Source organism: Xanthomonas hortorum, from assembly GCF_024339125.1.
In the GTDB taxonomy this organism is placed as follows: domain Bacteria; phylum Pseudomonadota; class Gammaproteobacteria; order Xanthomonadales; family Xanthomonadaceae; genus Xanthomonas; species Xanthomonas hortorum.
In genome coordinates this window covers 4,547,322-4,561,928 of sequence record NZ_CP101417.1, presented here as the reverse complement: position 1 = coordinate 4,561,928, position 14,607 = coordinate 4,547,322, and the positions used below count along the sequence as shown (strand labels likewise).

Sequence of the window (14,607 nt, the reverse complement as noted above, 5' to 3'; positions counted from 1 at the left end):
ACCCTGCGCTGCCCGCAACAGCCTGTCAGCGGCGCATGCGCCAACACTGGCACGATCGCCGCATGCGATCAGTTGAGCTTTGCGATCAGTTGAGCTTGAAGTAGGTTCCGTTGTGCTGTGCGTCGTAGCAGGTGGCGCCTTGCAGGCGTTTATCGTTGGTGTTGCCGGGTGACTGTGGATAGACATGGCACGCCAGATACGGAGCCGGGTTGCCGGTGAAACGGAGCGTGAAGTGTTGCTTGTCATCGGTCGCACTGGTGTGGACCCCGCCATTGGCCAGGATTGTGACCTCGCACGTGGCCTGCGGCGCGGTTTCGCACTGGTGCAATAGCGTCTGCAACGGTCCTGTGATGTTGGTGTACATGCCGGAGATCCAATTGTTGAGGGTCTGGTTGGCATTGGCGTTCCATTGCTTGGTCGCCAGCGCGGTCTGACTCAGGGTCAGCAGACCCATCGACAGCATTGCGGCGAGGCATCTCCCTATGCGCGGACGCCGCCGCATGCTGCACGGCCTCGAGCCAGTGCGGGTGGAATGGGAGAGGCGTGTGATCGGCTGGGTAGTCATCTGTGATCCTTGGATGATGAGGAAGGCCATGCCCTGCCACTCGGGATGGCGAGTGCGCGGCAGGTCGATGCGGTGCGGTGATACATGGCATCGCCGCACCGCCAAGGTAGATCGATGCTGCTGGAAAGAATTGGCGGAAATGACGGCAATTGCCGGGCTTTCAACGTGAAGTCGCTGCCTGCGGTGAGCGGTTTGCAGCGTTTCCGCGAAAGGGCCGACCAACCCGGTGGAATTGCTGATACCGCACTGCGCGCATCGGCAGCCGGTCGCAGAATCGGAGCAGATCGCGGCCTGCACTGCGGTAGGGTGATGGTGCATGGCTGGGCAACCGATGGCACGCCCCGGCCAATGTCGGCAAGGTGTGCTTGTCGCTGCTATGCAATGCCGCCACCATTGGGGCATGAATCCTTTCCACGCCATCCCGACCGTCGTTCTCGCGCTTGCTTCTGCAGGCTGTTCCGCCCAGACCGCGGATGACCCTTCCGTTGGCCGCATCCACGTCAATCAGCTCGGCTATCTACCCGGCTCAGCCAAGCTTGCTGTCGTCGGGTTGCCGCAAGGCGCGGCAGCCGGCGCTGACCGTTTCATAGTGGAAGACGCGCAAGGGCGCCGCGTACTGCAGGGCACTTTGCAACCTGCCGCGCAGTGGTCGCCGGCCGGCCAGCAGGCGCGGGTGGCGGATTTTTCCGGCGTGCGTACAGCAGGCACGTATCGCTTGAAAATCGACGGGCTGCCGGCGTCCGATCCGTTCCCGATCGCGGCCGGCGCATACCGCCCGGTGCTCGATGCATCGCTGAAGGCGTTCTATTTCAACCGCGCCAGCACTTCGCTACCGGCGCAGTTCGCCGGGCGCTACGCGCGTGCGGCCGGACATCCGGATACGCAGGTACGCATCCATCCGTCGGCGGCATCGGCCACGCGTCCGGCCGACAGCGTGATCAGTGCGCCCAAGGGCTGGTACGACGCCGGTGACTACAACAAGTACATCGTCAACTCCGGCATCAGCACCTACACCTTGCTGGCGGCCTACGAGCAGTATCCGGCGCTGTTCAAGGCACAGGCGCTAACCATCCCCAACGACGCGCCCGGCGTGCCCGGCATCCTGCAGGAGACCTGGTGGAATCTGGAGTGGATGCTGGCCATGCAGGACCCGGCCGATGGCGGCGTGTACCACAAGCTCACCGACAAGCAGTTCGATGGCTTGGTGATGCCGGAGCAGGCTAAACAGCAACGCTACGTGGTGATGAAGGCCACTGCGGCCACGCTGGATTTCGCTGCGGTGATGGCGGCGGCCAGCCGCGTGTATGCGCCGTTCGAGAAGCAGTATCCGGGTGTGTCCGCACGCATGTTGAAAGCCGCGCGCAGTGCCTGGGCGTGGGCGCAGCAGCACCCGGATGTGATCTATCGCCAGCCGGATGACGTGCGCACCGGCGGCTACGATGACGCGCAGGTGGACGACGAATTCGCCTGGGCTGCGGCGGAGTTGTATGTGAGCACGCGCGAGGATGGCTTCTACGACGCGATGATCGCGCGTAGCGTGCCGGCCAGCGTGCCGGGTTGGAGCAATGTCGGCGGACTGGCGTGGATGTCGCTGGCCGAGCATCGCGATCAGCTCACCCCGCATGCCGACCGTGCACGCATCGCGCGTGAGATCACTGGTTTGGCGCAGCGTCTTGCCGATGAGTGGCAGTCCTCTCCCTGGCGTCTGGCGATGACGGACACCGACTTCGTGTGGGGCAGTAATGCGGTGGTGCTCAACCGCGCGATGATGTTGATGCAGGGCTACCGGCTGACCCGGCAGCGGCCATTTCTGGATGCCGCGCAGTCGCAGCTGGATTACATTCTGGGGCGCAATCCGCTCGGGTTGTCGTTCGTCACCGGGGTCGGGCTGCGCAGCCCGCTGCATATCCACCATCGCCCTTCCGAAGCCGACGGCATCGACGCGCCGGTCCCGGGCTGGCTGGCCGGCGGCCCGCAACCCGGGCAGCAGGATGCTAAGGACTGCAAGGTGGCGTATCCCTCAAAACTGCCGGCGTTGTCGTATCTGGATAACGCCTGCAGTTATGCCAGCAACGAGGTGGCGATCAACTGGAATGCGCCGCTGGTGTATGTGAGTGCTGCGATTGAGGCGTCTACGCAGTAAGGCGGGGCGTCTTCAATGCTATGTCGCAGTTGTTCCTTCTCCCACCGGGAGAAGGTGGCGCGTAGCGCCGGATGAGGGTACGGCGTCGGCAGGAACACTGACATACCGTACCCTCACCCCAACCCCTCTCCCGGAGGGAGAGGGGCTTTAAGCCACCGCAGCTCGTTCTCCCGGGGAGGGGGGCTTTAAGCCGCCGTAGCTCACTCCACCCGCGTACCAAAAATCCGGTCGCCTGCATCGCCCAGGCCGGGCAGGATGTAGCCCTTCTCGTTGAGGTGATCGTCGATCGCGGCGGTGTACACCTCCACATCCGGATGCACCGCTTCCAGCGCTTTCAGGCCTTCCGGTGCGGCCACTAAAAAGATGCCCTTGATGCGCCGTGCGCCGGCGCGCTTGAGCATGTCGATGGTGGCGATCAGGGTGCCGCCGGTGGCCAGCATCGGGTCCAGGATCAATGCGTCGCGTTCTTCCAGGCGGCCGGTGAGGCGTTCGAAGTAGGGCACCGGCTGCAGAGTTTCTTCGTCGCGCTGCAGGCCGACCACGCTCACGCGCGCGGCCGGGATCAGCGCCAGCACGCCCGGCAGCATGCCCAACCCTGCGCGCAGGATCGGCACCAGGGTGATTTTTGCGCCGGCAATCCGCTGGACGGTCACCGGGCCGGCCCAGCCGGGTTGCACGTGCGATTCGGTGTCCAGATTGGCGGTGGCCTCGTAAGCCAGCAACGTGCCCAGCTCGGTGACCAGTTCGCGGAAGCCCTTGGTGCTCAAGGCGGCATCGCGCAGCAGACCGATCTTGTGTTGAACGAGGGGGTGGCGAACTTCGACGATTTTCATGGGCAGCGACAGGCGGGAGAGACCGACAGTGTGCCGCAGCCGGCGGCAGCGTCGCCACACATTGCGCGTGATCGCGCTTGCAGATGTCATGTCAGTGAAACGTCGTAGACATAGTGTGCCCACCCATTCTTAACCAATTGGGGAAGCACCCGTGCTCAACAAGACTCCGCTCTGCCTGGCGATCACGCTGACGTTGGCTGCGGCCACGTGGAGCCCGCTGGCGCTGGCGGCCGAGGGTGCTGCTGCTGGCGGCGCGGCAAGCGCCGCGGCCATCGATCTGGAGCGTCTGGAAGTGCGCCCGCAAACGGAATCGCAGGTACGCGCGGTCGATCTCAAACGCAGTTCCGATGCCATCCAGGATGCGGTCGCGTCCGATGCGATGGGCCGTTACCCCGACAAGAATGTTGCAGAATCCTTGCAGCGCCTGCCCGGCGTCAGCGTGACGCGCGATCAGGGCGAGGGCCGCTTCGTGGTGATCCGCGGTCTGGATTCGGCGCTCAACAGCGTCACCATCGACGGCATGACCATGGGCACGCCGGAAGACGGCACGCGCTCGGCGCCGCTGGACGTGATTCCCTCCGATTCCACCGAGCGCCTCAAGGTGGTCAAGTCGCCGACTCCGGACATGCCGGGCGATTCCATCGGCGGCGCAATTCAAGTGGAGTCCACCTCCGCATTCGATCGCGATGGCCGCACTTTGCGCGGCTCGGTCGAAGGCAGCCACCAGTCGCTGTCGGGCAAGACCAGCCCGAAGGGCGCGTTCAACTACAGCGATATCTTCGATGGCACCTTCGGTGTGGCAGTGGGTGTGAACTACCAGGATCGCGAATTCGAATCCGACAACACCGAAGTGGCCTACGACAGTTTCGATGGCGGTGCGGCCGATGATTTGTTTGCCGGTGAAGTGCAGCGCCGCAAATACTTCATCGAACGTACCCGCATGGGCGCGAACCTCAATCTGGACTGGCGCCCGGACGAAGACAACCGCTATTACCTGCGCACGCTGTACAGCCGTTTCGACGATGCCGAAACGCGTCAGCGCACCATCTTCGGTCTGAGCGATGGTCAGGTCAGCGCCAATGGCGATGGCACCTACAACGTGGCCGATCTGCCGGCCGATTCGATCTCCAAGCGCGTGCGCTATCGCACCAAGAAAGAAGACACCATGGCCTTGAGCGTGGGCGGCGAAAATCGCCTGAGCGCCGCCACCGTGGATTACAAGGTGGGCTACACCAAGACCACCGAGCGCGTGAACGATGAAATGGAAGCGCGCTTCAACTATGACGGCGACGATCTGTCGGCCACGGTCGATCAGAACAGCGGGATTCCGCGCCTGGGCTTCTCCGACAACGGCTGGCAGAGCAACGACGATTTCGTGTTCGACCGCTTCGTACTTTCGCCCAAGCGGGTGGACGACAGCGAGCGCAGCGCGCAGGTCAACGTGCGCTTCGATGGCGAGCATGCCAGCCTGAAGATGGGCGTGCTCGGTCGCTGGCGCGAGCGCGATGTCAATGTGGACGAACGCGAGCTGCGTCGCGGCCCGGCGATCGACTTGAGCGACTGGACCACCGCCGCGCCGGAACACCGTGGCGGCACCTTGGGCGAAAGCATCGGCTCGGATGGCATGCGCCGTTACTGGAACACCTCCGGCAATCTGTACAGCGCACGTCCGCAGGATGTCGGCGGCAATCAGCAGGTCTCGCTGCAGGACGACTACACCGCCACCGAAGATGTGTTTGCGACGTATGCGATGGGCACCTGGGACATCGGGGCGCTGCGCATGATTGCCGGCGTGCGTGTGGAGAACACCCAGTTCAATGCCACCGGCAATCAGGTGGACGTGGCAGAAGACGGCCGCTCGGCCACGGTGACACCACGCGAAGCGTCCAGCAGCTACACCAACGTGCTGCCGGGCCTGCACCTGCGCTACGACACCGGCAACGACTGGGTGCTGCGGTTTGCGGCCAACAAGACCTTATCGCGCCCCTCGTTCGGTGATGTGTCGCCGCGCGTGAGCATCAATCGCGGCGATGAGGAAGTGAGCATCGGCAATCCCGATCTCAATCCTTACCGTTCCACCAATCTGGATCTGTCGTTCGAGAAATACATCGGCAGCACCGGCCTGATCTCGTTGGGCGTGTTCAACAAATCGATCGACGATTACATCGTGCAGACGATCAGCACCAACGATGCGGAATTCCCGGATTTGCAGGTCACGCGCTCGATCAATGGCGACACCGCAAAAGTACGCGGCGCCGAGTTCAATTGGCAGCAGACCCTGGACTTCCTGCCGGAAGGCTGGAATGGCCTGTTGGTCGGTGCCAGCGCCACCGTGCTGGACAGCGATTTCGATCCCGGCCTGAGCGACCGCGCCGGTGAGGACTTCACCTTGCCGCGTTCGTCCAAGCGGATCTACAGCGGGCATCTGGGTTACGAAAAATACGGTTTCAGTGCGCGTGTGGCAGCGGTGTATCGCAGCGAATACCTGGACACCATCGGCGCCAGCCGCGCGTACGATATTTACGTCGCTCCGCATACCCAGCTGGATTTCAGCATGAATTACCAATTCAACAGCCACGTCAGCCTGTATCTGGAAGCGCAGAACCTGCTGGACGAACCGCTGGAGCTGTACCAGGGCGTGCCCTCGCGCACGCTGCAGAATGAAGAGTACGGCCGTACCTATGCGCTCGGCCTGAAGGTGGCACTGTGATCGCAACGCGCACGCGGCTCCACACCACGTTATTCCACACCACACTGCTTGCCACCGCACTGGCGCTGACGGCTTGCGCCAGCGCGCCGGTCGATCGCGAAGCCGACGAGGCGCTGCTCAAGGACCCCTTGCTCAGCGAGGCCAGGGTGGCACACGAAGTGGTGCCGGAAGCCTTCATCACCACTTCCACGCCGTCCGACAATCTGGACTCACCTGCCAGCTGGAGTGCGCCGGATGGCAGCCGCTGGCTGATCGCCACTGCCAAGGCCACGCATGCGTTGGTGGTATTCGATGGCGACAGCGGCAAGCGCCTGCGCGTGGTCGGCGGCAAGGGCAAGGCCCTGGGCAAGCTGGATCGCCCGAACGGGATCTCGGTGGTCGACGATCTGCTGTTTGTGGTCGAGCGCGACAACCGCCGCGTGCAGGTGTTCTCGCTGCCGGACTTCAAGCCGTTGACCGCCTTCGGCCAGGACGAACTGCGCGAACCTTACGGCCTGTGGGTGCGCAAGCACGACGGCGGCTACGAGGTGGTGGTCAGCGACAACTACATGTCGCCGGCCAACAAGGATCAGCCGCCGCCGGTGGCCGAACTCGGTCAGCGCTTCCGGCGTTATCAACTGAACAACGCGGGGCAGGGCTGGCAGGCGCGGTTGACGCAGAGCTTCGGCGATACCACCGAAGCGGGTGCGGTGCGGATTGCCGAATCGGTGTTCGGCGATGAAGCCAATGCGCGCTTGATGATTGCCGAAGAAGACGTGGCCGTGGGCACGCAGCTACGCGAGTACGGCATGGACGGGCGTTATCGCGGGCGCAATGTCGGCAGCGGCCTGTTCAAGGCGCAGGCCGAGGGCATGACATTGCTGGCGTGCAGCGATGGCAGTGGTTACTGGATCGCCACCGATCAGTTCAAGGACCGCAGCGTGTTCCAGGTGTTCGATCGCCAGAGCCTGGCGCATGTGGGCGCATTCGCCGGCCGGGTGACCGCCAATACCGACGGCGTGTGGCTGGATCAACGCGGCGATGCGCGCTTCCCCGGTGGCGTGTTCTACGCATTGCATGACGACCAGGCGGTGGCCGCATTCGATTGGCGCGATATCGCACGCACGCTGCGTTTGAAAGAGTGCGCGCCATGAGCGCTGGGCGTGCGCGGGTATACGCGCTGCTCTCGCTCATCGTGATGAGCAGCGCTCAATCGTTCGCCGCCGAGCGGGCTGCCGAACCGAATACGCAGGTGCCGGCGGGCTCCACCCACTATGTCGCCGACGGCTTTCCGGACCGCATCGTCGCCACGCCCGCGCAGGATGCGGCCACCGGTTTCGCGGTGGCCTGGCGTACCGATGCCAGCGTCAACCAGCCGTGGCTGGAACTGGTCGTCGCCGGCGACTCGCCCGACGTGGGGACGCCGCGCCGCATTCGCGCCAGCACCGCCACGCTGAGCAGCGAAAACGGCAGTTCGCATCACCACCGCGCGGATGTCGATGAGTTGAAGCCGGACACGCTGTACGCCTACCGCGTACAGGGCAACAGCACCTGGGGCGCATGGAATCACTTCCGCACCGCCGCCACGGCCGCCACCCCGCTGACGCTGCTGTATTTCGGCGATACCCAGAACAAGAATCTCAGCCTGGTCTCGCGGGTGATCCGCCAGGCCTGGCGCAGCGCACCGGACGCGCGGCTGGCACTGTTCGCCGGCGATCTGGTCAGCGGCAAGGACGGCCAGGACGACAACGAGTGGGCCGAATGGTTCGAAGCCGGACGTTGGTTGCTGGAAGGCACCGCAGTGGCGCCGGCGCCGGGCAATCACGAGTATCACGAAGAGGGCGAAGACACCCCGCAGGCGACGCGCAGGCTCGGCAGCCATTGGCCGGTGACCTTCGCCTTGCCGCGCAACGGGCCGTCGGCCACCGCGCGCACCAGCTATTGGTTCGACTACCAGGGCGTACGCATCGCCGTGCTCGACGGTACCTCCGTGCTGGATCTGGGCACCGGCCCGGCGCAGGCGCAGTGGCTGGACACCGTATTGGCCGATAATCCGCATCCGTGGTCGATCGTGCTGATCCACCAACCGTTCTTCTCGCCGCGCGCCGATCGCGAGAACGAAAAGCTGGTCGAGCAGGTGCTGCCGGTGATCCGTCGTCACAAGGTCGATCTGGTGCTGCAGGGCCACGACCACACCTACGGCCGGCGTGGCGATGAGGCCGGGCAGGCGACGCCGGTGTTCGTGGTGTCGGTGGCCGGGCCCAAGCAGTACCGGCTCTCGGACATGGCCCGCAAGACCATGCGCCCGGTCGGCGAAGACACCCAGCTGTATCAGGTGCTTCGCATCGACAACCAGAAGTTGCGCTACGAGTCGCGCACCGCCACCGGACGTCTCTACGATGCCTTCGAGCTCAAGCGCGATACGAGCGGGGCCAAGCGGTTGATCGAACACGAAGCAGGGCGCATCGCCCCACGCGATTGCCCACGCAGTGCAACGCTCAAGGGACGGGCGGATCGCTGCTGGGAATGAGGGCGCTGTGACGAAATTGAAAGAATTGGGGTGGGTCGGCGTACCGCGTTAGGAAGATGTGAGGAAACTTCGCTGATGCATTGATTTTTTCAATGGTTACCTCGTATGCCAATTGAAAAGTGTGAGTTACATCACACAAAAAATGGGCATAGGGTGTGGTTAGCCGGATCTCCATCCGGGTAGCCGGGTGTCAGGTCGGCGTGGATGGAGGTGTTGGTGCCCCCAGCCCCCGAGAAACCACCATGATTCCCCATGTGTTTCATCTGACCGCGCCGACCAAGCAATTGCAGTGGGAAGAACGCAGGATCCAGGCCCGTCTGCAGCGGCTCTTGCCGGACTGGGTCTGTTACGTCTGGGATGACGCGGACAATTCGGAACTGATGCGTCGCGCGTTCCCGGAATTCGCCGAGCGCTACGAGGCGATCCGCTTCGGCGTGATGAAGGCCGACATCGCCCGCTGCGCCTATATGCACGCGCACGGCGGCTTTTATTTCGACACCGACTACAAGCTGCTGCAGCCGCTGGGCGCCGACCTGTTGGTACAGCAATGCGTGCTGCCGATCGAGGATGGCGCGCTAGGCAACGATCAGTTCAAGATCGGCAATGCCGTATTCGGTTCCCAGGCAGGGCATCCTTTGTGGCGCGCCTTTATCGAGCACATTTTCAATGTGCATGCGCCGGAGACGCTGGAAGATCACCGGCAGATTCCGATGATCTCCGGCCCGCGTGGGCTGACGCGCTTCTACAACGCGTATGGCGAGCAGTTCTCCGGCATCGTGTTCCCGCCGCGCGATGCATTCCATCCGGATCGCACCTGGTTCGGGCTCGGCCACCGCGGCGGCAAGATCGCGGTCGGCTCGCATCTGTGCTGGGCATCGTGGCGCGGCAAGTCGACGCGCCGCGCGGTGACCAATTACCTGCGTCGCAAGTTGAGCGCGGTGCCGATCTGATTGCTGCCGGTCGCCATGCAGATCTGTTGAACGGATCTGCATGGCGGCACGGCAGTGATTCCGGCTGCAGTACCCATCGCGGCGTTTTGTGCGGTTCACGCTGGTGAAGGACGCTTACGCCAGCGCCCTTCGCATCGTGCTTGCTATGTCATAAATGTCGCGCCATCAGCGCGGCAGCCCACAGGACTTCCGCGTTTCAGGCGTTGTAGAAATGTGCAGCCTCAGGCGGCCTCGGCCTGCACCTGGCGGGGGCCTTCCTTGAGCGCACGCGCGATCAAGCCGACCAATAGATCGAGCTCGTCTTCGTCCATGGCGAAGTGCGGCGTGAAGCGCAACGAATTCTCGCCGCCGTGGATCACGTTGACACCGCGGTGGCGCAGCCATTCCTCGGTGGACCCGGCGCCGTAACACTTGAACTGCGGTGCCAACTCGCAGGAAAACAGCAAGCCGGTGCCCTGTACCTTGGTGATCAAGCCGCCCAACTCGGACTGCAGCACCTCCAGCTTGGCGATCGCCTGCGCACCGCGGCTGCGGATGTTGGCGCGCACCTGCGGAGTGAACAACGCCAGCGTGGCGCAGGCCACATCGAGCGCGCGCGGATTGGTGGTCATGGTGTTGCCGTAGGTGCCCTTGCGATACACCTGCGCGGCGTGTTCGGTCACGGCCAGCACCGACAGCGGGTATTGCGCGGCATTGAGTGCCTTGGAGTAGGTTTCCAGATCAGGCGGGTCGAGCTGCTCGAAGCCGGGGTAATCCACCACCGACAGCACGCCGTGCGCACGCAGGCCGGCCTGGATCGAATCCACCAGCAGCAGGCTGCCGTGTAGGCGGGTCAGCTCGCGCGCCGCGGCATAGAACGCGGCCGGCAATGCGCGCCCCGGGTCGCCTTCGCCCATCACCGGCTCCAGGAACACCGCCTCGATGAACCAGTGATTGCGCGCAGCCTCGTCAAAGGCGCGCTGCAGCGCCGCCACGTCGTACGGCGCGATCGCGATCACCGAGTCTTCGTCGCGGTAACTGGCCAGGTACTTGGTGTAGGTCTTGCGGCTGGAATCGGAATACAGGCCGGGGCGGTCGGTGCGGCCATGGAAGCTGCCCTTGACCACCACGCGCTTGATGGTGGCACCGGCATGCCGCGCGCCCGGGTCGGTATGCAGCTTGGCGTTGGTGTCGACGATGCGCGCGGCCAGGCCGACCGCTTCGGAACCGGAGTTGAGACACATGAAGCGCGCAAACGGACAGCCGCCACGGGTATGCCCGATCTCCACGCGCAATGCGCGGTCGAGCCGGCGCTGCGCCAGGCTGGGCGTCATCACGTTGGCCATCACCTGCGGGCGCGCCATCGCCTCGAGCACCGGCGCGGGGGTGTGGCCGAAGCCGAGCATGCCGTAACCACCGGCGTCGTACAGCACCGCGCCCTTTAGCGTCACCACCCACGGGCCGCGCGCGGCCAGCGCCACGTATGGGGTCACCGCATCGTCGGCATAGAAGTTGATGAAGCCTTCCTGCACTGCGCCGATCTGTGCGTCTTCGTCCAGATCCAGCAGGTCGGCGGCCTCGGCGCGCACCAGCGCGTATTCGGCGGCGGCCGCATCGATGGCATGGGCGAGATCGTCGTGGGTGCTGGCCAGGCGCACGATGCTGGCATCGTCCAGGCCATCGGTCAGGCGGCGGCCGGCATGGGCACGCAGCGGGGCGAGCGGGGCAAGGACGGACATGGCGCATCTCCTACAAGGTGGCGTTCCCTTTCTATTATCGGCAGAAGATCGGCGTTTGGCAGCGTGAATCCGGGCAGGAAGTCAGGTATTTTCGTCGAATCGACGAACCATTTGGGCAAAAGTGAAAATCACTCCTTCCGACGAACGCCTGCTGTCGCTGTTGCGCGAGGATGCGCGCGCCTCCACCGCGCAGATCGCGCGCCGGCTCGGGCTGTCGCGCACCACCGTGCAAAGCCGTATCGAAAAACTCGAACGCGACGGCGTGATCAGCGGCTATACCGTGCGCACCCACGACGCCTACGAACACGGTCGCATCCGCGCGCATATCCTGATCACAGTGCTGCCCAAGAAGATGCCCGCGGTGGTCAAGGCGCTGCGCGACATTCCCGAGGTGCGCCTGCTGCACTCGGTCAGCGGCGCCTACGATCTGATCGCCCTGGGCGTGGTCGGCGGCGTCAACGAAATGGACGTGCTCACCGACGCCATCGGCGCCATTGACGGCGTGGAGCGCACGACCACGTCGATCATTTTGTCGACGAAGTTTGAGCGGTGAGGGGGAGTCAGGAGTTGGGATTAGAAAATCGGGATTGGGATCTGGGATGGATAGTGAGCAATGAATCGGCGGCGAGCAAAGCCCCTCTCCCCTCGGGAGAGGGGTTGGGGTGAGGGTACGGGGCGAAGCCCGCGTGCGCTCAAACTCCAATAGTGCTTCGCCCGTACCCTCATCCGGCGCTGCGCGCCACCTTCTCCCGATGGGAGAAGGATGTGCATCAGCATGTCCCGCTAAACTAGCGCCCCCAATCGCTGCACCGCCGAACCTTTGAAGAAGTCCGATTTCAATTATTCGCTACCCGACGAACTGATCGCCCAGGCGCCGCTGGCCGAGCGTGCTGCCAGCCGCTTGCTGGTGGTGCCGCCGTCGCCGCAGGCGCTGGTCGACCGCCAGGTGCGCGATCTGCCCGAGCTGCTGCAGCCGGGCGACCTGCTGATCTTCAACGACACCCGGGTGATCCCGGCGCGGTTGTTCGGGCAGAAGGCGAGCGGCGGGCGGGTGGAGATCCTGATCGAGCGGCTGCTCGGCGGGCAGCAGGCGCGGGCGCAGATCGGTGCCAGCAAGTCGCCCAAGGCCGGCAGCGTGATCGCGCTGGACGCCGGTGGCCAGGCCGAGGTGCTGGGCCGCGAGGGCGAGTTCTACCTGCTGCGTTTCGACATCCCCGCGCCGCTGGAGCATTGGTTGCTCGACGCCGGGCGTCTGCCGCTGCCGCCGTACATCCGCCGCGAGCCGGGGCTGGACGATCGCGAGCGCTACCAGACCGTGTTCGCGCGCGAAGTGGGCGCGGTCGCTGCGCCGACTGCCGGCCTGCATTTCGACGAAGCCCTGCTGGCGCGCCTGCGTGAGCGCGGGGTGGAGTTCGGCCATGTGACCTTGCACGTGGGCGCCGGCACCTTCCAGCCGGTGCGCGTGGATGCGCTGGACAAGCATGTGATGCACACCGAGTGGCTCAATGTGGGCGCCGCGCTGGTCGAGCAGGTGCGCCGCACCCGTGCGCGCGGTGGCCGCGTGATCGCGGTGGGCACCACCGTGGTGCGCTCGCTGGAAAGCGCCTGGCGCAAGACCGACGACGCCCCGGACGGCGAATTGCAGCCGTTCGCCGGCGAAACCCAGATCTTCATCCTGCCCGGCTACCGCATCCGCAGCGTCGATGCGATGGTCACCAATTTCCACCTGCCCGAAAGCACGCTGCTGATGATGGTCTCGGCCTTCGCCGGCCGCGACCGCATCTTCGCCGCCTACGCACACGCCATCGCGCAGCGCTATCGCTTCTTCTCCTATGGCGATGCGATGTTGTTGTGGAGCCGGGAGTGGGGATTAGAGATTGGGGATTCGTAACAGCACTCCGTTCGCCGCCTTCTCGCTTTTGCCAATCCCGAATCCCCAATTTCCATTCCCGGCCTTCCAATGTCCCGACTCCAGTTCCAGCTCCAGACCACCGACGGCCATGCGCGCCGTGGCCGCCTGACCTTTCCGCGTGGCACGGTGGAGACGCCGGCGTTCATGCCGGTGGGCACCTATGGGTCGGTCAAGGGCATCCTGCCCGAGCAGATCCGCGCGCTGGGCGCGGAGATCATCCTGGGCAATACCTTCCATCTGTACCTGCGGCCGGGCCTGGACGTGATCGTTGACCATGGTGGCCTGCACGGGTTTGCGCGCTGGGACGGGCCGATCCTCACCGACTCCGGCGGCTTCCAGGTGTTTTCGCTGGCGCATCGCCGCAAGATCACCGAACAAGGCGTCACGTTCTCCTCGCCAACCGATGGCGCGCGGGTGTTTCTGGGCCCCGAAGAAAGCATGCAGATCCAGAAGGTGCTCGATTCGGACATCGTGATGATCTTCGACGAATGCACGCCGTACCCGGCCACCGAAGACGTCGCGCGGCGTTCGATGGAGCTGAGCCTGCGCTGGGCGCAGCGCTCGCGTGAGGCGCATGACGGGCTGGGCAACGACGCGGCGCTGTTCGGCATCGTGCAGGGCGGGGTGCACCCGGACCTGCGCAGCCGCTCGTTGGACGGTCTGCAGGCCATTGGCTTCGACGGCTATGCCATCGGCGGCCTGGCGGTGGGCGAGCCCGAGCACGAGCGCAATGCCATGCTCGAACACCTGCATCCGCGCCTGCCGGCCGAGCGGCCGCGCTACCTGATGGGCGTGGGCCGGCCGGAGGATCTGGTCGAAGGCGTGGCGCGCGGGGTGGACATGTTCGATTGCGTGATGCCCACCCGTAACGCCCGCAACGGGCACTATTTCACCTCGTTTGGCACGGTGCGTATCCGCAACGCCAAGTACGAGCGCGACCTGGACACCATCGAGCCAGGCTGCGGCTGCCATGCCTGCAGCAGCGGCTACACGCGCGCGTACCTGCGCCATCTGGACCGCTGCAACGAGATGCTGGCGCCGATGCTGGGCACCCTGCACAACCTCTGGTACTACGAAAAACTGATGGCCGACATGCGCGCGGCGATCGCGGCGGGAACCTTTGTGGAGTTCCGGCGGTCCTTCTATGCGGCACGCGGCGCCACCACGCCGCCGCTGCCCGGGGAATCCAGCTGAGACCTGCCGTCCGTGCCCTGGCGCGGACGGCGTGGGACCTGCATGGCATAATTCCCGGCTGTTCCGCTCCGGC

General features: G+C 64.7%; 11 protein-coding genes. 8 read left to right on the top strand and 3 right to left on the bottom strand.

Translation table 11 applies throughout. The features are described from left to right. Positions 1–85: 85 nt before the first annotated feature. Entirely contained in the window at positions 86–883 is a 798-nt protein-coding gene (locus NMB96_RS19495) for a hypothetical protein (RefSeq protein WP_152025562.1), read from the bottom strand. 82 nt (positions 884–965) lie between these two features. On the opposite strand from NMB96_RS19495, the gene NMB96_RS19490 reads away from it, so the two are divergent. Further along, complete coding sequence (locus tag NMB96_RS19490) at positions 966–2,708, top strand: glycoside hydrolase family 9 protein (protein WP_255085442.1); 1,743 nt, start codon at positions 966–968, stop codon at positions 2,706–2,708. Positions 2,709–2,908: 200 nt separating this feature from the next. Here the strand turns inward: NMB96_RS19490 and upp are convergent, their stop codons facing one another. Beyond that, complete coding sequence (gene upp / locus NMB96_RS19485; protein ID WP_006448928.1) at positions 2,909–3,541, bottom strand: uracil phosphoribosyltransferase; 633 nt, start codon at positions 3,539–3,541, stop codon at positions 2,909–2,911. 151 nt (positions 3,542–3,692) lie between these two features. On the opposite strand from upp, the gene NMB96_RS19480 reads away from it, so the two are divergent. The 4 genes from NMB96_RS19480 to NMB96_RS19465 all read left to right on the top strand — a co-directional run bounded on the left by NMB96_RS19480 (position 3,693) and on the right by NMB96_RS19465 (position 9,710). After that, positions 3,693–6,251 (top strand): TonB-dependent receptor, encoded by a 2,559-nt coding sequence (locus NMB96_RS19480; RefSeq protein ID WP_255085441.1) that lies wholly within the window; start codon positions 3,693–3,695, stop codon positions 6,249–6,251. Then, on the top strand, positions 6,248–7,384 hold the full coding sequence (locus NMB96_RS19475) for a phytase (RefSeq protein WP_255085440.1): 1,137 nt from the start codon (positions 6,248–6,250) through the stop codon (positions 7,382–7,384). The genes NMB96_RS19480 and NMB96_RS19475 overlap by 4 nt, the downstream gene beginning before the upstream one ends. Continuing rightward, complete coding sequence (locus tag NMB96_RS19470) at positions 7,381–8,760, top strand: purple acid phosphatase family protein (protein ID WP_023904328.1); 1,380 nt, start codon at positions 7,381–7,383, stop codon at positions 8,758–8,760. The genes NMB96_RS19475 and NMB96_RS19470 overlap by 4 nt, the downstream gene beginning before the upstream one ends. A gap of 242 nt (positions 8,761–9,002) precedes the next feature. Next, complete coding sequence (locus NMB96_RS19465) at positions 9,003–9,710, top strand: glycosyltransferase family 32 protein (RefSeq protein WP_168958394.1); 708 nt, start codon at positions 9,003–9,005, stop codon at positions 9,708–9,710. 221 nt (positions 9,711–9,931) lie between these two features. Here NMB96_RS19465 and NMB96_RS19460 read toward each other — a convergent pair whose 3' ends face one another. Next, positions 9,932–11,428, bottom strand: coding sequence for an aminotransferase class III-fold pyridoxal phosphate-dependent enzyme (locus NMB96_RS19460; protein ID WP_255085439.1), 1,497 nt, complete (start codon positions 11,426–11,428; stop codon positions 9,932–9,934). A 121-nt stretch (positions 11,429–11,549) separates the two neighbouring features. On the opposite strand from NMB96_RS19460, the gene NMB96_RS19455 reads away from it, so the two are divergent. From NMB96_RS19455 to tgt, 3 genes are all read left to right on the top strand, one after another. Further along, positions 11,550–11,981, top strand: coding sequence for an Lrp/AsnC family transcriptional regulator (locus NMB96_RS19455; protein WP_023904325.1), 432 nt, complete (start codon positions 11,550–11,552; stop codon positions 11,979–11,981). Between the two features lie 267 nt (positions 11,982–12,248). Continuing rightward, positions 12,249–13,319: a tRNA preQ1(34) S-adenosylmethionine ribosyltransferase-isomerase QueA gene (gene queA, locus NMB96_RS19450; protein WP_255085438.1), complete on the top strand. Its 1,071-nt coding sequence runs from the start codon at positions 12,249–12,251 to the stop codon at positions 13,317–13,319. A 69-nt stretch (positions 13,320–13,388) separates the two neighbouring features. After that, positions 13,389–14,534 carry a tRNA guanosine(34) transglycosylase Tgt gene (tgt, locus tag NMB96_RS19445; protein ID WP_255085437.1) on the top strand — a complete coding sequence of 382 codons (1,146 nt, stop codon included), beginning with the start codon at positions 13,389–13,391 and terminating at the stop codon, positions 14,532–14,534. Positions 14,535–14,607: the final 73 nt, after the last annotated feature.